The organism is Rhodomicrobium lacus, assembly GCF_003992725.1.
GTDB classification, from domain to species: Bacteria; Pseudomonadota; Alphaproteobacteria; order Rhizobiales; family Rhodomicrobiaceae; genus Rhodomicrobium; species Rhodomicrobium lacus.
The window spans coordinates 1143869-1164337 of record NZ_RZNF01000012.1; the positions used below are offsets into that span (position 1 = coordinate 1143869).

The 20469-nt window shown below is 61.4% G+C and carries 20 protein-coding genes; 16 read left to right on the top strand and 4 right to left on the bottom strand.

The genetic code is table 11. From position 1 onward, the window contains the following. Nucleotides 1-502: 502 nt before the first annotated feature. Entirely contained in the window at nt 503-1129 is a 627-nt protein-coding gene (locus EK416_RS14790) for a DUF2076 domain-containing protein (protein WP_127078804.1), read from the top strand. Nucleotides 1130-1201: 72 nt separating this feature from the next. Here EK416_RS14790 and EK416_RS14795 read toward each other — a convergent pair whose 3' ends face one another. Next, nucleotides 1202-1501, bottom strand: a complete 300-nt coding sequence (locus EK416_RS14795) for a 4a-hydroxytetrahydrobiopterin dehydratase (protein ID WP_127078806.1) — start codon at nt 1499-1501, stop codon at nt 1202-1204. A gap of 385 nt (nt 1502-1886) precedes the next feature. Between EK416_RS14795 and hisC the strand changes: the two genes are divergently transcribed. The 7 genes from hisC (at nt 1887) to rlmH (ending at nt 7185) form a co-directional block, all read left to right on the top strand. Then, nucleotides 1887-2987, top strand: a complete 1101-nt coding sequence (gene hisC, locus EK416_RS14800) for a histidinol-phosphate transaminase (RefSeq protein ID WP_127078808.1) — start codon at nt 1887-1889, stop codon at nt 2985-2987. Beyond that, nucleotides 2984-3916 carry a prephenate/arogenate dehydrogenase family protein gene (locus tag EK416_RS14805; protein ID WP_127078810.1) on the top strand — a complete coding sequence of 311 codons (933 nt, stop codon included), beginning with the start codon at nt 2984-2986 and terminating at the stop codon, nt 3914-3916. Before hisC ends, EK416_RS14805 begins: the two co-directional genes overlap by 4 nt. A 91-nt stretch (nt 3917-4007) precedes the next feature. Further along, complete coding sequence (locus EK416_RS14810) at nt 4008-4622, top strand: gamma-glutamylcyclotransferase (RefSeq protein ID WP_281023885.1); 615 nt, start codon at nt 4008-4010, stop codon at nt 4620-4622. A gap of 20 nt (nt 4623-4642) precedes the next feature. Continuing rightward, nucleotides 4643-5350, top strand: a complete 708-nt coding sequence (locus tag EK416_RS14815) for a class I SAM-dependent methyltransferase (RefSeq protein WP_127078812.1) — start codon at nt 4643-4645, stop codon at nt 5348-5350. Nucleotides 5351-5417: 67 nt separating this feature from the next. Further along, nucleotides 5418-6110 (top strand): TetR family transcriptional regulator, encoded by a 693-nt coding sequence (locus tag EK416_RS14820; protein ID WP_164730043.1) that lies wholly within the window; start codon nt 5418-5420, stop codon nt 6108-6110. Nucleotides 6111-6357: 247 nt separating this feature from the next. Continuing rightward, on the top strand, nt 6358-6672 hold the full coding sequence (gene rsfS / locus EK416_RS14825) for a ribosome silencing factor (RefSeq protein ID WP_425376127.1): 315 nt from the start codon (nt 6358-6360) through the stop codon (nt 6670-6672). Between the two features lie 36 nt (nt 6673-6708). Further along, nucleotides 6709-7185: a 23S rRNA (pseudouridine(1915)-N(3))-methyltransferase RlmH gene (gene rlmH / locus EK416_RS14830; RefSeq protein ID WP_127078816.1), complete on the top strand. Its 477-nt coding sequence runs from the start codon at nt 6709-6711 to the stop codon at nt 7183-7185. Nucleotides 7186-7233: 48 nt separating this feature from the next. Here rlmH and EK416_RS14835 read toward each other — a convergent pair whose 3' ends face one another. After that, complete coding sequence (locus EK416_RS14835; protein ID WP_127078818.1) at nt 7234-8334, bottom strand: glycosyltransferase family 4 protein; 1101 nt, start codon at nt 8332-8334, stop codon at nt 7234-7236. A 227-nt stretch (nt 8335-8561) separates the two neighbouring features. Here EK416_RS14835 and EK416_RS14840 point away from each other — a divergent pair, with 227 nt between their 5' ends. The 7 genes from EK416_RS14840 (at nt 8562) to ispG (ending at nt 15421) form a co-directional block, all read left to right on the top strand. Beyond that, on the top strand, nt 8562-9065 hold the full coding sequence (locus tag EK416_RS14840; RefSeq protein ID WP_164730044.1) for a Fur family transcriptional regulator: 504 nt from the start codon (nt 8562-8564) through the stop codon (nt 9063-9065). Further along, nucleotides 9059-9886, top strand: a complete 828-nt coding sequence (locus EK416_RS14845) for an ATP-binding cassette domain-containing protein (protein ID WP_127078821.1) — start codon at nt 9059-9061, stop codon at nt 9884-9886. The genes EK416_RS14840 and EK416_RS14845 overlap by 7 nt, the downstream gene beginning before the upstream one ends. A gap of 21 nt (nt 9887-9907) precedes the next feature. Then, entirely contained in the window at nt 9908-10705 is a 798-nt protein-coding gene (locus tag EK416_RS14850) for a metal ABC transporter permease (RefSeq protein WP_127078823.1), read from the top strand. 102 nt (nt 10706-10807) lie between these two features. Then, nucleotides 10808-11827 (top strand): glycosyltransferase family 4 protein, encoded by a 1020-nt coding sequence (locus EK416_RS14855; RefSeq protein ID WP_127078825.1) that lies wholly within the window; start codon nt 10808-10810, stop codon nt 11825-11827. Next, complete coding sequence (locus tag EK416_RS17775) at nt 11808-11975, top strand: hypothetical protein (RefSeq protein WP_164729955.1); 168 nt, start codon at nt 11808-11810, stop codon at nt 11973-11975. The genes EK416_RS14855 and EK416_RS17775 overlap by 20 nt, the downstream gene beginning before the upstream one ends. Nucleotides 11976-12181: 206 nt before the next feature. Then, nucleotides 12182-13942, top strand: a complete 1761-nt coding sequence (locus EK416_RS14860; RefSeq protein WP_127078827.1) for an AIPR family protein — start codon at nt 12182-12184, stop codon at nt 13940-13942. A gap of 213 nt (nt 13943-14155) precedes the next feature. Further along, the gene (gene ispG / locus EK416_RS14865) at nt 14156-15421 is read left to right on the top strand and encodes a flavodoxin-dependent (E)-4-hydroxy-3-methylbut-2-enyl-diphosphate synthase (RefSeq protein ID WP_127078829.1); all 1266 of its coding nucleotides are present in this window, start codon (nt 14156-14158) and stop codon (nt 15419-15421) included. A 207-nt stretch (nt 15422-15628) separates the two neighbouring features. On the opposite strand, the gene EK416_RS14870 is transcribed toward ispG, so the two are convergent. After that, nucleotides 15629-16057, bottom strand: coding sequence for a type II toxin-antitoxin system PemK/MazF family toxin (locus tag EK416_RS14870; protein WP_127078831.1), 429 nt, complete (start codon nt 16055-16057; stop codon nt 15629-15631). Nucleotides 16058-16303: 246 nt separating this feature from the next. Here EK416_RS14870 and EK416_RS14875 point away from each other — a divergent pair, with 246 nt between their 5' ends. Further along, entirely contained in the window at nt 16304-16636 is a 333-nt protein-coding gene (locus EK416_RS14875) for a hypothetical protein (protein WP_127078833.1), read from the top strand. A gap of 106 nt (nt 16637-16742) precedes the next feature. Here the strand turns inward: EK416_RS14875 and EK416_RS14880 are convergent, their stop codons facing one another. Beyond that, the gene (locus tag EK416_RS14880; protein ID WP_127078835.1) at nt 16743-19868 is read right to left on the bottom strand and encodes an Rne/Rng family ribonuclease; all 3126 of its coding nucleotides are present in this window, start codon (nt 19866-19868) and stop codon (nt 16743-16745) included. Nucleotides 19869-20469 lie beyond the last annotated feature (601 nt).

Sequence of the window (20469 nt, forward strand, 5' to 3'; positions counted from 1 at the left end):
AAAACACACGGCCGGAAGCAACCGCTATCGCGCGCTTTTTCCGGCGTGTCCTCAAATAATTACAATTGACATTGATAAATATCGCTTCACAACGACGAAAAGAACAGTCACGAAAATGTAATAATTCTCAATCCAGGTTGTAGTCCATCAAAATTACCTTGGCGAAATTTTTCCAGCGTTAGGATCTCCGGTAGACGCCTCTGCCCGAAAGAGGCTTCATTAAGATGCGAATGCCTCAAAATGAGGCGTTGCGCACATGCGTGAACTGCCACCCTACGTATCGTTTCGGCGATAAAGTCCAGTTCCTGCCAGCGCCGGAAATCCGCCCGAACTTCTTCATCAATTTTTCGTGGTTTTGCCATCTTTCAAGGCGCCTTTGAACTCCTATCTGACACCTGAATCGCCTCTCAAATCAGGGAGGCGGCGCGAAGCGACGGAAAGGGGTTCCGCAAGGGGAGCCCTTCTCGTCGACCGCTTCGCACCAAAACCGGAGGCACTCTCGATGACACCCGAAGAACAGCGTCTTCTTGGCGAACTTGCCCAGCGCGTGCGCAGCGTTCCCGCGCAACAGAAAGACCATGAGGCGGACGAGTTCCTGCGCCGTCTGGTTCAGGAGCGTCCGGACACGGTCTATATCCTCGCGCAGACGGTAATCATGCAGGAGTTTGCGCTGAAGAACGCGGAAGCGCAGATGCAGGATTTACAGCGTCAGGTGGCCGAGGCGTCCGCGCCGCGCCAGTCCGGCGGCTTCCTTGGCGGCCTTTTCGGCGGTGGCGCGCAGCCACAACCGCAACCCTCGCGCAACCCCTGGGGCGCTCCCCGGCAGCAGGGGTACGGCCAGCAGCCCTATGGCTATCAAGGTGGCCCCGCGGTCCAGCCGCAGCAGCAGGGCGGCTTCCTTCGCAACGCTGCCACGACGGCAGTCGGCGTAGCAGGCGGCGCGCTGCTCTTTTCGGGCATCAGCTCGATGTTCGGACATGACAGCGCAGTCACGCAGGCGGCGGCGGCGGCTAATCCCGAAGCGGCAGCGGACGCTGGCGAAAGCTTCCCGCAGTCAGACTACGCCGACAACAGCGGCGGCGGCGACGACAGCTGGGGCTTCGGCGACGACGGCGGCGACTTCGCCTGATCCATCGCTTTTTCAACGGTCACCTGCGGCGCGGCGTCCCTTCGGGCGCCGCGTTTTTTATCGACAGCCCCGTCATCGCTCCTCGCCACGCCACGAGGCGATTTCCTCTATCTTTTTCGCCAGCGCGAAATCCTTTTCCGTGACGCCACCCGCGTCATGCGTCTGCAGGCGAAGCTCAAGCGAGCCATAGGTCAGCAGCAAGTCGGGATGATGCTGCGCGGCCTCGGCGAGCCAGCCGATGGCGTTGGCGAGTGCCAGGGTGGAGCCCCACTTTTTTGTCACGTACACACGCCGGATATAATCATGCGCGTAGGTCCAGCCCGGCAGCTCCGCCTCAAGCCGCGCCGCGATTGTTTTTTCATCATAGCTCATGCGATCACCTCGAAATTACCTTCGGCGACACTCTTCGCCGCACCCTGCTTGCGGGCGTCCCTGTCCCGGTGCTAGCCTTACAAATGTCCGGTTCACCCGGATTAAACCACCTGTCAGAGACAGGCGGGATGCCCGAAACGGCAATGGCCTCGGGCACTTAGAAGCTCTGCGAGAGCACGGCCTCCCCATGCGGAGGCCGTTTCGTTTGAATGATAGCTCATCCCGGCTGCACCTTGTATCTCGACGCCGTTTTTGATCGGCGCGGCGCCTGTTTCCCCCGCGGCCATCGCAACGTTTTGAAGCGGGCCTGCCACCACATATTGTCGCCTGCCGCAAGTTGGGTCTATAAGCGCGCATCACAACGCCCCTTCCAAGGAGAAAACAGGTGGTTCGCGGAGAGGCTCCAAGCCCCCGGTCCGGCGTGCTCGCCATCGATCCGTATGTTCCGGGTCGGTCGAAGCTCGCGGGCGCAGGTCCGGTCATCAAGCTGTCGTCGAATGAAACGCCGCTCGGCCCTTCGCCGCATGCGGTCGAAGCTTACCGCGCCGCAGCGAGCCATCTCGACCGCTATCCCGATGGCGCATGCACGGCGCTTCGCGAGGCCATCGGCGCTTCCTACGGGCTGAACCCGGCGCAGATCATCTGCGGCAACGGCTCGGACGAGCTGTTCCACATTCTGGCGCAGGCCTATCTCGGCCCCGGCGACGAAGCGATCTACACCGAACACGGCTTTCTCGTGTACCGAATCGCGATTCTCGCGGCGGGCGCGCAGCCGGTCGTCGCGCCTGAGGAAAACCTTACCGCGAGCGTCGATTCGATCCTCGAACGCGTCACGTCCCGCACGAAAGCCGTTTTCATCGCGAACCCGAACAACCCGACCGGCACTTATCTGCCGCATCAGGAGATCCGCCGCCTGCGCGCCGCTTTGCCGGAAAGCGTGCTGCTCGTGCTCGACGGAGCGTATGCCGAATATGTGAACCGCAACGATTACGAAGCGGGCATCGAGATGGTGGCGACCACGTCGAACACCATCATGACGCGAACGTTCTCGAAGATATTCGGTCTTGCGTCCGCTCGCGTCGGCTGGGCCTATGCGCCCGCCGCTATCGTGGATGCGTTGAACCGCATCCGCAGCCCGTTCAACCTCGCGCAGCCCTCAATGGAAGCGGCCATCGCCGCGCTCGCCGACAAGGCCCGCCTCGAAGCCGCCAAGGCGCATAACGAAACCTGGCGCGATATCGTCACGCTTCAGTTTCGCAAGATGGGCTTCGACGTGCGCGCCAGCGCGGGCAATTTCGTGCTCATCCCGTTCGGCTCCGAGCCGGGGCGCACCGCGCAGGACGCCGATGCGTTCCTGAACGAGCGGCGCATCATCCTGCGTCAGGTCGGCGCTTACGGGCTTCCGCATGCCTTGCGCATGACAATCGGGCTGGAGGAAGAGAACCTCGCGGTGCTCGCCGCGCTGCATGAGTTCACCGAACGATGACGGACGCGCCCATGTTCGAGCGTGTCGCGCTGATCGGCGTGGGCCTCATCGGCTCATCGCTGAGCCATGCGATGCGCCGCGCCCGTCTCGCGCGCACGATCACGGCTTCCGCCCGCACCGAAGCCACGCGCGAGACCGTGAAGCGCCTGCGCCTCGCGGACGACGTCTTCGCGCATGCGGCCGACGCGGTGAAGGGCGCGGATCTCGTGATCCTCTGCACGCCGGTCGGCACGTTCGAGGCGCTGGCGCAGGAAATCGCCCCCCATCTGAAGCAGGGCGCAATCCTCTCCGACGCGGGTTCCGTCAAGCAGGCGGTGGTCGACGCGGTCGCCCCGCATCTGCCGCCGCATGTGCATTTCATCCCCGGCCATCCCATCGCGGGCACCGAGTTTTCCGGCCCGGAATCGGGTTTTGCCGAGCTGTTCGACGGGCGCTGGACCATTCTCACGCCGCTGCCGGACGCCGACGAAACCGCCATTGCGAAGCTCAAGGCGTTCTGGGAAGCGTGCGGCGCGCTTGTCGAACTCATGGAGCCGAAGCATCACGACCTCGTGCTCGCCATCACCTCGCACCTTCCGCATCTGATCGCCTACAACATCGTGGGCACGGTGGCGGACCTCGAAGAAGAAAAAAAGAGCGAAGTCATCAAGTTTTCGGCGTCCGGCTTCCGCGACTTTACCCGCATCGCGGCATCGGACCCCACGATGTGGCGCGACATCTTCATGAACAACAAGGAAGCCGTGCTCGAAATTCTCGGCCGCTTCACGGAAGATCTTGCGGCCATGCAGCGTCACATCCGCTGGGGCGAGGGCGACGAACTGTTCGAGAAGTTCACGCGGACCCGCGCCATCCGCCGCAGCATCATCGACGCGGGGCAGGAAAGCCCTGCCCCGAACTTCGGCCGCACGCCCCCGGCGAAGAAAGGGTAGCCGCGGAACGACCCGAGCGGAAATCTTTGCGTCGCGCGGCACGGCGGTGTAAGAGGCGCGGCGCGGGCATCCCGCCCGACGGATCGAGATTTTGGACCTCTGGATTTTCGGTTACGGCTCGCTGATGTGGCGGCCCGGCTTCGTTTACGAGGAATCCTCGCGCGCGCTGCTCGAAGGCGCCCATCGCGAACTCTGCTGCTATTCCTTCATTCACCGTGGAACGAGATCGGCGCCGGGCCTTGTGCTCGGTCTCGACAAGGGCGGCCGGTGCGAAGGCATGGCCTTCAGGGTTCCGCCCCGCCTCGATCTGGACACGCGCCACTATCTGAAGCGCCGCGAGAACATGAACAACGTCTACGCCGCGGTGAAACGTCCCGTGAGACTGATCGACGGAAGCGGCCGCACGGTGCTCGCGCTGTGCTTCATCATGGACCGCCATCACCGGCAATATACCGGGTTGCTGCCACTCGAACGGCAGGCGGCGATCGTGCGGCGCAGCGTCGGGCGTTCCGGGCCGAACATCGATTACGTCGTGAATACGGTGCAGCATCTGCGGCAGCTCGGCGTTCACGATGCGCGGCTCGAACCGCTGATGGCCAGGCTCGGCCACAGCCCCACGAAGGATGGGGCGTGCAACACATTCCTGCGCCGAGCACCTGTCACGGACTTCGCGTTGTCCGTCGCGCTGAAAAAAGTTAGCGACTGATCGACGAAAAGAGGACGGCGATGGACGCACGAGATAACGGTTGGGATGCCTCGGCGCTTGCGTGGATCGCGGACATGGGCGAGCGAGGGGACTATTCGCGGGAGCATGTCCTCGATGCGCCGATGATGGCTCGCATCCGTGGGCGCCGCTTAAAAAATGCGCTCGACATTGGAGGCGGCGAAGGTCGTTTTTGCCGGATGCTGAAGTCAGAGGGCATCGAAACAACAGGTATCGAACCGAGTGCCGCTCTGAGGGAGGCGGCGCAGTCTCGCGATCCGAGTGGACGTTATCTCGACGCCAGGGCCGAGGAATTACCGTTTGAGGATCGGAGCTTCGATCTCGTCGTTTCCTATCTGACGCTGATCGACATCGACGGGATCGAGGCGGCCATCGCCGAAATGGCAAGAGTTTTGAAACCGCGCGGCTCATTGCTCATTGCAAATCTCAACAGCTTCAGCACGGCTGGAGGCTGGCGCACGCTTGACGACGGAACGTCTCGCTATGCAATGGACCGCTATTTGGAAGAGCGCGACGAGTGGGTGAACTGGCGCGGTATCGCCGTGCGAAACTGGCATCGCCCCATGAGCCGGTACATGCAGCTTCTTTTGGCAAGCGGCCTGCGTCTCGTCCATTTCGATGAGCCCGCGCCGATCGCTGGCGATCCCGCACGCATGGAGCGCTATATCAGGGCGCCGTGGCTTCACATCATGGAGTGGCAAAAGGACTGACCGGCGTTGAAGGTTGCAGGATGCAAGGCGATATCAGCCTATTATGAACCGCTCACGAGGCGCGACCATGCTTGACGGATATACTCATCGCGACCGCATCATCAAGGCGGCGCTTAAGCTTGCCGAAACACGCGGCTGGCGCGATCTGAGCCTTGGCGAGATCGCGGCAGAGGCGCAGATCCCCCTGATCGAATTTCGCAAGGAATTTCAGAGCAAGGCGCAGATCCTCGCCGCCTTCGTGCGTGCGGTCGATCTGGCCGTGCTCGAAAAGTTTCCCGCCCCCGGCCCGGACGCCGCGCGCGACCGGCTTTTCGACGTGCTCCTGACCCGGTTCGAGGTGATGCAGCCGTACAAGCTCGCCATCCGGCGCATCAGCGAGGACGCGACGCCCGGCGAAGCGCTCCAGCAATTTCGCCCCGCGCTGAAGTCCCAATACTGGATGCTGGCGGCGGCGGGCCTGTCCGGCGAGGGCGGCACGGGGCTGGTGCGCGTGCAGGGGCTGCTCGGCATTTACGGGCGCGTGTTCCGCGTCTGGATCGACGACGACGATCTTGGTCTCGCCAAGACCATGGCGGCGCTCGACAAGCGCTTGCGGCGGGGCGAGTCCATCATGCACGGCTTCGAGCGCTTTCGCGATGGCGCGGAAAGTCTGCTGAGGGGTTTCGGCGTGAGACGGAAGCGAAAGGCGGAGCCTCAACCGGAGTCTTCACCGGCGGCAGAGAGCGGCATTCCGCCCGCCGCGCCCGTGCAAACCGCCTGATGGGGCGCTGCGACACGGATCCGAACTGTGAAGGTCATGCTCGCGGCTGCGATTTCCCGAGACTGTCTTGAAAATTCGACAAATCTAATGCACATTACGGACTCGGAATGCCCTGCAATCTGACCGGAGCATTTGTAGAAGGGTTTTGAAGCTGACGCCAAACGCGCAGAAACAGGAGTTCGCAGAACTCCGCCCGCGCCACGCCAATAGCGCCGTCGCGGTTCCCGCATCCCTCGCCCATCTTGTCGTGGACGCGCTTGAGGACGCCAAGGCTGTCGACATCGTCACGATCGATGTCGAGGGCAAGACTTCCATCGCGGATTACATGATCGTGGCATCGGGGCGTTCACAGCGTCACGTGGGCGCCATCGCCGATCAACTCATCGAAAAGTTGAAGGAAGCGGGCGTCCGCGATACACGTGTCGAAGGGATGCCTCTCTGCGACTGGGTTCTTATCGATGCGGGCGACGTTATCGTGCACGTTTTCCGTCCGGAAGCGCGCGAATTCTACAACATCGAGAAGATGTGGACGTCGGACCGGCCGAAGCGCGACGCGGACTAGCACAGCCTTCGGGCTCTCACATCGGCGGGCGGCCGGATGAAGATATCCATTCTGGCCGTCGGACGGCTCAAAAGCGGTGCTGAGCAAACGCAGTTCAACCGCTATTTCGATCTGTTCAATGCGTCGGCGCGCAACCTCGCCATGGGGCCGATGGCGGTTTTCGAAACGTCCGAAGGGCGAAGCGAAAGCGCGGCCGAACGCAAGGAAGCCGAAGCGCACGAGCTTCTCAAGCGCGTGAGTGGGGCACGCCTCGTCGCCCTGGACGAGGGCGGCCAGTCTCTTACCTCCTATGAATTCACGGCGATGGTGTCGCGTCTGCGCGACGAGGCGCTTGATGTGGCCTTCGCCATCGGCGGGCCTGACGGACACGGCGAGGCGCTGAAAAACGCCGCCCATTTCAAGCTTTCGCTCGGCAAGATGACGCTGCCCCACGGGCTCGTGCGTATCGTACTGGCTGAACAGCTCTACCGCGCCATGACGATCCTTCAGGGCCACCCTTATCACCGCGCGTGAGAAGCGGAAGGCGACACGGATCGCGCCGCCTCTCTCCAAGCGCTGGTTTTACATCCGGAATTCCATGCCGAGATTGTGCCCGTTGACGCGGCGCGGGTGATCGCTCTCGTGGTGCGTGATCCCGATGAGCGACTGATACATCCTGATGTAATTCTTCGCCATGCGCTCCGCGGTGAAACGCGCCTCGAACGCACCGCGAACGCCCGCGCGGTCGAGACCGGGGAGGCGCGAAATCGCTCTCAGGGCTTCATCGATGCTATCGACCACGTAACCGCTTACGCCATCGTCCACGACTTCCGGCACCGAGCCGCAGCGGAATGCGATCACCGGAGTGCCGCAGGCCATCGCCTCGATCATGACAAGGCCGAAAGGCTCGGGCCAATCGATCGGGAACAGCAAGGCCGTCGCATTTCCGAGAAACGCAGCCTTCTGCTCCTCGTTGATCTCGCCGATATACTCGACATGCGGTGTCGCCTTCACCATCGGCTCGATCTTCTGTTTCCAGTACTCATAGTCATGCTTGTCGACCTTCGCCGCGATCTTCAGCGGCATGCCGGAACGCGCGGCGATTTCGATTGCGCGGTCGGGTCGCTTCTCCGGCGATATGCGGCCGAGAAACGCGAGATAACCGCCCTTCGGCTCGGGTGAAAAAGCAAGCAGATCGCGCGGCAGCCCATGATAGACGTTGCCTGCCCAGCGCACGCAGGACGGCACCGGAGTCCGTTGGTCATAGGAAATCGAAGAAAGCGGCACATTTCGAAAAGCTGAATAGAACGGCCGCAGATCGGGAAGGTCTAGACGGCCATGAAGGGTAGTCACTGTCTTGTCGGCGAAGGAAGAAATCATCGGAAATTGCAGAAGATCGATATGAAAGTGAAGAATATCGAACTCGTCCGCACGTTGCCTTACATGTTCGAGCATCGCCATTTGATGCGGCAGGGGATCTTGCACATTTGGGTTGAGACGAAGCCCCATCTCAGAGCATGCCACGAGTTCTGCTGATGTCTTGGAATCGCCGCTGGCGAAAAGCGTTACATCGTGACCCTGCCGGACAAGTTCTTCTGTCATATAAGACACAATTCGTTCAGTCCCGCCGTAAAGCTTCGGCGGGCAGCTTTCGGCGAGAGGCGCAATTTGTGCGATTTTCATTACGTAAGACTTTCCTGAATTCGTGATTTCGCGCTTTAACATTGGCAACACGCGGCCTGGGAAATGGGTCCAGCTGCGTTTGTGCTGGCGCACACAAAAGTGTCAATCCGCCGAAATGGCGCAAAAACAGGCAATTGCTTCACCGACGCAGACAGCCGACGTCGCGGAACGCCGCAGAGGGCTCGCATGACATTGCGTCTTTAACGTTATAACGTTACATGTTTCACATGAGCACGCCTTTTCCCGCCTTTCCGCCGCACGATCACGACCATGGCGTCTGCCTGCACACGGCGCTCAGCCGCGCCAGGGCGCGTTGTCAGGAGCAAGGCATCAAGTGGACGGCGTTGCGCGAGCAGGTTTTCGTCGAGGTGGCAACGAGCCACAAGCCGGTGAGCGCCTACGACCTCATCGATGTTCTGGCGAAAAACGGCAAGCGTGTCGCCCCTGTTTCGATTTATCGAATTCTGGAGGTGCTTCAGTCTGCGGGCCTCGTGCATCGCCTCGAAAGCCGCAATGCCTTTTTTGCCTGCATGGCGGATCACGAATGCGCGGCCCACACGATCACGCTTGTCTGCGAAGCGTGCAACCGCGTCATCGAGACAGCCGCACCGGATGCCTTTCACGCCATCGGCACGGCAGCCGAAGCGACCGGCTTCCTGATACGGCAGACCGTTGTGGAAGCGAGCGGCCTCTGCTCCGACTGCGCGAAAAAGGGAGCGTCCACGTGCTGACGCGCGCCACCGATGTTGCGCGGGATCACGCGCTCCCCACCTCCAGCTCGGCGCTGCTTCAGGCGGATGATGTCTCGATCTCCTTCCACGGAAAGCCGGTGCTTGAGAACGTCAGCATCGCCTTGCATGAAGGCGAAATCGTCACGCTCATCGGTCCGAACGGTGCGGGCAAGACCACGCTCGCGCGCGTGTTGCTGGGTCTGGCCGCGCCGACTTCCGGCCACGTACTTCGCCGCACCGGGCTCACCGTGGGCTACGTGCCCCAGCGCTTCCCCGTCGAGCGGATCATGCCGCTGTCCGTGCGGCGCTTCATGCATTTGAACACCGGCGTCTCGAAGGAACGCGCGCTGGAATGTCTGGCCGAGACGGGCGCGGCCTCGCTAACCGACGCGCAGATGACCGACCTTTCGGGCGGCGAATTCCAGCGCGTGCTTCTGGCCCGCGCCCTGGCCCGCGCGCCCGATTTGCTCGTACTGGACGAACCGGCGCGCGCGGTCGATTTCGCAGGCGCTGCGCAACTCTACGACCTCATCGCCGCGATCCGCGCCCGTCGTCGCTGCGGCGTGCTTCTCATTTCGCACGATCTGCATGTCGTGCTCGGCGCCAGCGACCGCGTCGTGTGCCTCAACCGTCATATCTGCTGCGAGGGCGTGCCGCAGCATGTGGCCGCGCATCCTGAATATATGCGTCTGTTCGGCCCGGAAGCCGCCGCCAGCCTCGGCATCTACGGGCACCGGCATGATCACTCGCATTCGCTTTCCGGCGACGTCTGCGGCGGGAACCACAACGCACCGCCAGAAGCCGCTCCTCCCCCAGCGTAACCCTCTTTCGGAACGAGACCCATGCTCGATGATTTCGTGGCGCGTGCCGTGCTCGCCGGTCTCGGCGCGGCTGTGTTGGCCGCACCGCTCGGCTGCTTCGTCGTATGGCGGCGCATGGCCTATTTCGGCGAGACGGTTGCCTATTCGGGCCTGCTCGGCGTGGCGCTGGGCTTCCTTCTCGGCGTGGACCTGACGCTCGGCGTGATCGTGACCGCCATCGCCATGGCGCTGCTTTTGTCCGGCCTGCAAACGCAACGCGCAATTCCTTACGACACGCTGCTCGGCATCCTCGCGCATGTCGCGCTGGCCTCCGGCCTGATCGCGGCAAACTTCGTGAGCGGCGCGCGGCTCGACCTGATGGGCTACCTGTTCGGCGACATCCTCGCCGTGTCGAAGGAAGACGTCTTCTGGATCTGGGGCGGCGCGGCGGCGGTGCTCGCGGCGCTGACGCTGCTATGGCGGCCGTTGCTCGCGCTGACCGTGCATGAGGAACTCGCCGCCGCCGAGGGGGTGCGCGTGCGGCGCACCGAAACCGCGTTCATCCTGCTTATCGCTGTGACGGTGGCGCTCGCCATGAAGGTGATCGGCATCCTGCTCATCACCTCACTGATGATCTTCCCGGCGGCGGTGGCACGGCCCTTCGCGAAGACGCCCGAACAGATGGCGGCGCTGGCGGCGCTGGCGGCGGCGGCATCGGTGGCAGGTGGGCTGCTTCTTTCGTTGAGGCTCGACACGGCGGCAGGACCGTCCATCGTGCTCGCGCTCGCCGCGCTGTTCTTCGTCGCAGCCGTGCCAGCGTTAGCTTTGCGGGGGCGTTGATCCCCGTCCAAGCGTCGGCTTGACAAGGCCACATGGCCGTGAAAAGCCACCCGCAGCCTGATCGATGTTTACGCTGCCCACGCTAGCGGGAAGGAGCGTTTGATGTTTGAATTTGCTTTCATCCATATCCGCAGCGCGCAACTGGCTCCTTACGATGGAAGAGACTTCGAAAGGGGTGCCGTGAGTGGCACCGAAGCCGTTACCATGCGGCTTGCCGAAGTCCTCGTACAGCGCGGTCACCGGGCTTCGATCTACAACAACCGATGCACCTGCGACGAAATCAACGGAGTGACGTATCTCCCGCTGGAAGAAACCGCCGCCATCGGTCCCGCCACCATTGCCATCAGCAACAACAGCATCACCGCGCTTGACGGCCTGTCCGCCAGACGCCGCGTCATCTGGGGCCACCTCGATCTCCGCCTCGCGCGCCTTCGCAAGCGACGCGAGTTGCTGACCGTTCTGCGCGTGCGCCCGCACCTTGTCGTGCCGAGCCGTTATTCCGCGCGGAGAACGCACGCCATCATCCCTTTCCGCTCCCGCACGGTGATCGAGCACGGCGTGGAGGAGGCGTTCCTGAAATTCGAGCCGCTTGCGGAGCCGCCCGCTCCTATCGCGATCTTCGCGTCTCAGCCGAAACGCAATCTGAACTTCGTTATCGAAGCGTGGCGCCGCCGCGTTCACCCGCGTCTGCCGTCGGCGCGGCTGCACGTTTACATGCCCACACGCGATCAACTCCCCGGAACCGGCAATGACTGGGCTAACATCGGCATCGAGATCAAGGGCAGCGTGAGCAAAAGTGAGCTTGCGGAGAATTTCCGTGCCGCGCGGGTGATGATTTACCCCGGACATAAGGAAGAAACGTTCTGCAACGCCGCCGCGGAAGCCATCGCGACGGGCCTTCCCGTGGTGACGATGGACATCGGCGCCTTGCCGGAGCGGGTACGCGACGGCGTGGACGGGTTCGTTGCCAACTCGGTCGAGGACATGGGCGACCGCGCGCTCAAGATTCTGTCGGATGACGCGGAATGGGCGAGGCTGCACAGGGCCGGCATTCATGTGTCCAGAGAGAGGAGCTGGGACGTCCGGGCGTCCGAATGGGAGCGTGCCGCAGCGCGTTGGTGATGGCGAAGCTCCCGCCTTTACGGGTCTCGATCTATGCGGCGCCGCGCGGCTGAAGCTCGACACGGCGGGGGGGCCGTCCATCGTGCTCGCGCTGGCCGCGCTGTTCTTCGTCGCAGCCGCGCCCGCGCTGGCGCTGCGGGGGCGGTGATCTGTTTCTTAAATTTGCTCGATTGAGGTGCGCAGCTGCTCGCCCCGAGCAGCGACTTCAGGAGCAATTTGGATTAGCCGCCAGATGGATGCCGCGGATGATTCTGTGACCGCGCCGATACGCTGTGGATGATTAGATTAGGGTGCCAACCCATTTTCATTCGGGTATAATAAGCTATTTTTTGATTCGCAAAGTCGGAACGGGGCATGTATTCTTTCATCAAAAGCCAAATCTCCTCGAATTTTTTCCAACAGAGATTTTCCAATGATGGGCAACGGTTTGTGGCCTGGTACCTCCGCAATATCCTATTCCGCGACATGAATGAAACGCGGGATGACATAACGGATGGCGGTAAGGATAAGCAGATCGACGCCATCGTTATCGACGACGACCGTTCGCTGGTTCGCATAATCCAGGGCAAGTTCATTCAAGGCGGGTCTATTGACGCTGAACCGCTGCGAGAGGTTCTATCGGCATGGCTGCGAATTAAAGACCTAGCGCGCCTTCAGAATGATGGTAATGCAAAGCTGCAGCGAAAGCTCTCCGAAGTCGCAACAGCTCTGGATGATGAGTATGAGATCTCCTTTGAGTTGATCACGACCGGCACGTTCACGGAAGCCGCGCTGCAAGACCTAGAAGCGTTTCAGCAAGAACTAGCGAAGCTTAGCGAGAACGAACAGTTCGATGCGACAATCCATGTAATTGATGCGGAGGAGCTGCGACGGCGTTACGATTATGCGATCGAGACTGATAATCCCAGCATCAATTTCGATTTAAAATTGTCGGAAAGCCGTTACATGTTTCATGAAATCGCCGGAACGCCAGTCTTCATCGCGATTTTACCTCTTAGAGAGTGTATTAAATTTCCAGGCATTAAGGATGGTACGCTTTTTCAAAAGAATGTCCGCCAAAGTCTCGGCACCAGCAACGCTGTGAACAAGGGCATTCGATCAACCATCATTGGTGACAAACGCTCTGATTTCTTCTTTTTCCACAATGGTATAACGGCCCTCTGCAATCAGATGCAGCTTGAGGGTGATACGCTCAAGCTGAGGGGGCTGAGCGTCGTCAATGGATGCCAGTCCCTCAATACGATTTTATCCTGCAGTGAAACGGTCAAGAAACTTGATGACGCTTGCATACTTTTTCGTTTTTACGAGATACCGCAAAGAGACCGCGCCGACAAAATTTCAATCTACACCAATTCTCAAAGCGCGGTTAAGGCAAGAGACCTTCGTAGCAACGACAAACGTGTGTTGGCCCTGAAGAAAGCCTATGAGCTGCGGTATCCGTCAGGATTTTTTATAACAAAACGCGGTCAAAGTGCGCCCTCCGATAAGAACAAAAGCGAGGTCGTTGATCTTTCCGGCTTTGCCAAGAATCTCATCGCTTGGCATTCGCAGCGCCCTAACCTGTCCTATGGTGAGACCAAAATATTCGATAAACATTTCGATACGCTATTCAAGAATAAGGACTATTCACCTGAAAATGTGTACGCTCTCAACGCGTGGATGGCAGAGGTGCAAAAAACCTGGGTTGAGTCAAATCCGCTTAATTTTAACGAAACATTGCTTGCCATGAAGGCATATGCGCCTTTTCATCACCTTTATGCAGTCGAAATGTGCTTTTCTATCTCAAATAGTCTGTCGGAAAAGGTGGCTAGTCCAAGTAAAGCTTACGCGGCGGCTAGCAGGACCGCGATGGTTGATGAGATTGTAAAAGTGGCGGGGATCAGTCTCAATATGGCCCTCGAAGCGGCAGCGAATGAGCTGCAGCCCGCCCGCCGGGTCTTTAGCCCGCAGAACTGGATCAAGACCAAGGCTTGCCTAGCTGGAATCAACGGGGCCATCAGAAATTATCTCAGCATGCTGCCAATGATGCCCGGTGGTCCCGATATCAAAAAGCGCTTAAATGAGGCGACAATGCTCAACCCCGCTGATTTCGAGTACCGCTGGTCAGCGGATTAGCCCGCCTCCCTCAATTAGAAAGCGTGGCACTTCAGCTTGACTTCTAGTTTCATAATAACGCCTTTTCTCGAAAAGACCGTCGAGACGATCCTTAACCCCTGGCGCGGTATCAAAACCTCACCACACCCCCGCGCCAATTCGAACGCTGGCATTCGCGCGGGTTTTCTCCTATTAGAACGTCTAAAAGAGAACCGGCGATCCGGAGAAGGACCCATGAGCGACACGCGTGAACCGAGGCACATGACAACCGCAGTCAAGGTTGGGGGCGTGACCGTGGGCGGAGGCGCGCCGGTTGTCGTGCAATCCATGACCAACACCGCCACGTCGGATGTCGACGGCACCGTCGCGCAGGTCGCAGCCCTCGTCCGGGCGGGGTCCGAACTCGTACGCGTCACCGTGGACCGCGACGAAGCCGCCGCCGCCGTGCCGCATATCCGCGAACGCCTCCTCGCCCAGGGCATCGACGTGCCGCTCGTGGGCGACTTCCACTATATCGGCCACCGGCTCCTCGCCGATCATCCCGCCTGCGCCGAGGCGCTTTCGAAATACCGCATCAACCCCGGCAATGTGGGCTTCCGCGACAGCCGCGACGACCGCTTTGCCAAGATCATCGAAATCGCGCTCAAATACGACAAGCCCGTGCGCATCGGCGTGAACTGGGGCAGCCTCGACCAGGATCTACTCACCGCGATGATGGACGAGAACTCCCGCGCCGCGAAGCCGAAGGACGCGCGCGTGGTCATGCACGAAGCCATCGTCACCTCGGCGCTGAAAAGCGCGGCGCTGGCCGAGAGCCTCGGCATGGGCAAGGACAAGATCATCCTCTCGGCGAAAACCAGCTCGATTCAGGATCTCATCAGCGTCTATACGCTGCTCGCCTCGCGCTGCGACAACGCGCTGCATCTCGGGCTGACGGAAGCGGGCATGGGGTCGAAGGGCATCGTCGCGTCGGCGGCGGCGCTCGGCATCCTGCTTCAGAAGGGCATCGGCGATACGATCCGCGTTTCGCTGACGCCGGAGCCGGGCGGCGCGCGCACGAAGGAAGTCGAGGTTGCGCAGCAGATTCTGCAGACGATGGGCTTCCGCACCTTCGTGCCGATCGTGGCGGCGTGCCCCGGCTGCGGTCGCACCACCTCGACGCTGTTCCAGGAACTCGGCCAGAACATCCAGAAGCATCTGATCGAGAACATGGCCGAGTGGCGCAAGACCTATCCGGGCGTGGAAACGCTGAATGTGGCGGTCATGGGCTGCGTGGTGAACGGACCGGGCGAGTCGAAGCACGCCGACATCGGCATTTCACTGCCGGGCACGGGCGAGAGCCCGGCCGCGCCGGTGTTCGTCGATGGCGTGCGGGTCGCGACGCTGCGCGGCCCGTCGATGGCCGACGACTTCATGGCGATGGTGCAGGATTACATCGAGAAGCGTTTCGGCCAGGGCGCGCCCAAAGGCGAGCGGATCACGCTCAAGGCCGCAGAGTAGTCACGACGACGTGATGCGCCCCGCCTGCCGGATCGGGCGGGGGCTGCATTTCCAAACCGGCGACGCAAATCGCAAACAAAAACCCCGCTCGCGCGGGGTTTTCTAACGTCGCAACATGACTTGTTATCGTCCAACGCTGCGACGGCCTCTTTCGAGGTCTTAGACGCGGATCGCCTAGGCGAGCGCCGCTAACCTATGAAATCTATGTCAAGGCAAGTGTTTTGTCAATGTGGACAAACCCAAGCCACTCAATACACATTCCCGCACTTTCCTCATCTCGGCATCGCCTAATGCATCATAGTAATAGAGTCTTTTGCCAGACTCCGCTTTCCCCACGCGGATGAAATCAAGACGATGAAAGCTGACTGTATTCAGCATATCTCCCTTCACCCAGACCCCGTCACTATTGAATCCATCCGGGAGGCGGGGCCGAATATCGATCTGACAATGGTATGAAAGCTTTGGAAATGGTTCCGTATTACTAAGCGCAACCACGGTGCAAAGTCCGGGTCGGGCTGCGATCTTTGGACTGAGGACAACAACCGGCCGCCTTTTGACCATCTCTGGCTTTCGAAAGCCGCTATTAAAATCACACAATAAAATGGCCCCTGTGCGGGGATGCTCCTTAATTGGCATCAATGGCCTTTGTTTAGCGCGTCGCGCGCGTTACCCGCAAAAGGGCGTCATAATTGCAGCCTGCATGAAAACTTCTCTGTACTCAGATGAATTGAGTTTTTCAAGGGCCTGCAGACATCGAGCAAAAGCACCTCTCACAAAATCGCCGCAAGCCTGAACGCAGTCTGAACGCACGGTTCCGGGGCCGTTCAGGCGGCATCGCTTAAGGTTCTTTCATAAGGTCAAGCAAACCTTGTGGAGGCCAACATGAAGACCCGTATCGCGCTTTTCGCTCTTTCGCTCATCGCCCTGCCGATCACCGCCGCGCAGACCGCATCCGCCGAGCCCTACGGCGCGCAGATCGCCAGCGACCGGGCGCACATCGCGCACCATCGCCACCAGATCCAGAAGGACAAGCAGGAGCGCGCCTATTATGCCGGGCGGCAGGCGCAGGCCGCGCGCGACGGCAATTACGGCGCGGCGCGCTACTTCGGCTACAAGAAGCGGCAGGAGCAGGCGCAGATTCACGAACAGCGGCAGAAGCTGCGGCGCGACCGCGCGGAGCTTCGCCACGACCGCTATTGGCGCAATCACTACTAATCGCGCCGTGACCGCAGCTCATTGCGAGCAAGGTCCGAGATGGCCGGGAGAAATCCCGGCCATCTTGTTGTCTTCTATCGGCGATCGCCGGCGGCGCCGTAAATTCTCAGCTTACGCTGCGCTGCCACCAGCCCTTTTTCGGCGGACCGGTGCGCACGGGCTTCGGCTTGGGTTCCGGTGCGGGCGGCGGAAGGATGGCGATCTCGGCCTCGGGCTTCGCCTGCTCCGCGACCGGGGCTTCGTCTGTCTTCGCCTGCGCGGCTTCGGCCTCGTCTGCTTTCGGCGTCTGAGGCGCGGCAGCGTCCGTGGTCGGCTCGGGCTTCGCTTCTGCTTCGACGGCAGGCTGAACGCTCGAAACCTCGGCCACGGGCTCCGGTTCGACCGGGGCCTCGCCAGCGGTCGCGTGGTCGTCACCGGAGGCGGCCTGAGCGGGCTGCGGCTCGATTTCAACCTTTGCCGGGGCTTCGGCGGGCTCGGCCACGGTGGATTGATCCGGCTGCGGCACAGCTTCGGCGACGGCCTCCGCCCTAACGGGCTCCACCGCTCCCGATTGCCCCACGGGAAGCCCATGCTCGAAGTCGATTTCGGGCTGCTCGCCAAGTCCGGGGATCTCGCCGGGCTGGCCGGCGAAGTCCTCACGGTGACGCCGGCCACCGCGACGGCCTCGGCGCCGGTTGCGGCGGAACTGGCCTTCCTGACGTCCTTCGGCGCTTTCCCGGATATCCTCGCCATTGGCGGCGGCAACGGCTTGCGCCCCTGCTTCAGTCACGCCGCTGTCCGTATCGTCGTCATCTTCATCGTCGTCGTCGGAGCCATTGGACTGCGCGACGGCATGGCCGTTCGGAAGCGATTCATCAGAGGCGGACTCTCCCCGGCCGCGCCGACGGCGGCGCTTGCGTCGGGATGAGCGCTTCTCGCCTTCGCCTTCAGCCGCGGGAGCCGAGGCCGACGGCACCGCCGCCGCTTCCTCGTCATCTTCCGCCTGCGCGAGCGAGGCGGTTTCCATGTGAACGACGCGCGTGTCGCCCACGACCGGCGGCACGGCTTCGGCACCACGTTCGAGCACGAAATGCGCCCCATGCGCCTTGTCGTCCGGCTGAAGGACGATCGTCACGCCGTAGCGAAGTTCGATATCGCGGAGGTAGGAGCGCTTGTTGTTGAGGATGTAAAGCGCGGCTTCGGTCGACGCGGTCAAGGTGATGTTGGCCGGGCCCTGCGTCCGCAGGTGATCCTCGATCGAACGCAGGATCATCAGCGCAACGGACTCCGTCGAACGGATATGGCCGACGCCCTGGCAGACCGGGCACGGCACTGTCGATACTTCGACAACGCCTTGGCGCAGCCGCTGACGCGACATTTCCAGAAGGCCGAAATGGCTGATATGACCGACCTGAATGCGGGCGCGGTCGTGGCGCAGGCTTTCCTTCAGCCTGCGTTCGACGGAGCGGTTGTTGCGCCGCTCGTCCATGTCGATGAAGTCGATGACGATGAGGCCCGCGAGATCGCGCAGGCGCACCTGGCGAGCGACTTCCTCGGCGGCTTCGAGGTTCGTCTTCAGCGCCGTGTCTTCGATGGAGTATTCGCGCGTCGACCGGCCGGAGTTCACGTCGATGGCGACGAGCGCTTCGGTCTGGTTCAGCACGATGTAGCCGCCGGACTTCAGCGTGACCACCGGGCTGAACATCTGGTTCAACTGACGCTCGACCTCATACTTGGTGAAGATCGGCTCGGGTTCCTTGTAAAGCAGCACGTTCTTCGCATGGCTCGGCATGAGCATGCGCATGAATTCGCGCGCCTCGCGGTGAGCGGCATCGCCCGCCACGAGAATTTCGTCGATGTCCTTGTTGTAGAGATCGCGGATCGAGCGCTTGATGAGGTCGCCTTCCTCGTAGACGAGGCAAGGCGCGGTGCTCCTCAGCGTGAGGTCGCGGACGTTCTCCCACAGGCGCAGCAGATATTCGAAGTCGCGCTTGATTTCGGCCTTCGTCCGCGAGGCACCGGCCGTGCGGATGATGAGCCCCATGCCTTCCGGCACTTCGAGTTCCTGCGCGATTTCCTTCAGACGCTTGCGGTCGGCCGGAACGGTGATCTTGCGCGAAATGCCGCCGCCGCTGGCCGTGTTCGGCATGAGCACGGTATAGCGGCCCGCGAGCGACAGGTAGGTGGTCAGCGCCGCGCCCTTCGAGCCGCGCTCTTCCTTCACGACCTGGATCAGAACGATCTGGTTGCGCTTGATGACTTCCTGAATCTTGTAGTGACGCCACCGGCGCTTGTGACGCTGCGGCAGTTCTTCGAGCGCGTCTTCGGAGCCGACAACCTCGACCGGCGCGGGCGTCGCACTCTCCGGCACGGAGATGATACCGCCGTCGTCCGATGAGCCGCTGTCATCGTCGCCGGAGTCGTCATTGGCAGAGCGGTGTTTTGCCTTCGGCTGTTCGTCGCCTGCGTCCTCGGCGTCGTCCGTGCCGTCGTCGTCGGCGTCGTCCGATTCGTCGTCCTCCGCCTCGTCGCCGTCAGCCTCGTCATCTTCGGAATCAGAGGCGCCTTCCACATCGTCGGGATGGCTCGGAATTTCGTCGCGCGCCTCCTCGCCGCGCGCGATGGCGGCCGTGAACTCTTCGTACAGCGTGGGCGGAAGCACGGCGTCGAGCGCGATCGCCCCGCCATTACCGGGTGCGTCGCCACCGTTTTCTTCGGACTCCGATGCACGCGCGCCGGCCTCGGCCTGTTCGACCGGCGCCGTTTCAGGCGCGGCATCGACCGCCGCTGCAAATTCCGCGCGAACGTCTTCATTCGAAGCTTCGACAGCCGCCGCCGCATCGGGCTGGCTATCGCCGCTTTCGACTTCGGCGAAAGCCTGCAAGCCGTTTTCGGCCTCCGGCTTCCTGTCAGAGGATTGGCGATCTGGACGGCTTTCGCCCGCGTCGCGGTAACGCCCCTGCCGATCCGCGGCCTCTTCTTTCATGAGCTGTTCGCGAACAGCGACCGGGATCTGATAATAATCCGGATGGATTTCCGCAAAGGCGAGAAAGCCGTGGCGATTGCCGCCGTAGTTCACGAACGCCGCTTGAAGCGAAGGCTCGATACGGGCGACCTTGGCCAGATAGATGTTGCCTCGAAGCTGCTTCCGCGACGCCGACTCGTAGTCAAATTCCTCGACGCGATTGCCGCGCGTCACCACCACCCGTGTCTCTTCCGGGTGGGTGGCATCGATTAACATCTTGTTTGCCATTGCAAATGCTTCCCGGCACGCCCGCGCCGAAGCGTGGCCTCGCGATCATGGAGACATGATCGAGCGGACCCGTCGGACGGACGCGCTGTTTGTTGATCGCGCTCTCGCCGCTTCGAACCAGCGCAATGCTGGGAGCGCCGTCTTTTCCATTCTGGAGAAAGAGGGTCGACAGGCTCTGGATGCCGGACACGGCATTTTTCATATCAAGCAAGTCGGAGCGCGAGGTTGACATTGTGGTTTGAGTCTCGGTTCGCCGACGGGCCCGTTTCTTCCTCGAAACGATGCGGCGAGACCACGATTCCGTGGCGATTGATTGTTCAGGGATTCAACATCCCGGCTGCTTTGCCTTCGACACTCGCGGTGCTGCCCGATCCATATTGAATCGATGCCCGTGGACGATTGCCAAATTCACCCCCTGATCCTGCTAGGCGGATTAGCAAAGCGGAAGTCAGCCTAATCGATCAGGATTGACATATCTCTAATACGTTGTGTTTGGCTTCGCCGCAAGCAAGACGTAAGCGACGTTCAACGAAATGGTGAAATCGCGGGATGTCTCGCCTTTCCCGAAGGCGCCGAAGTGGACGCGGACGAGCCCATGCTG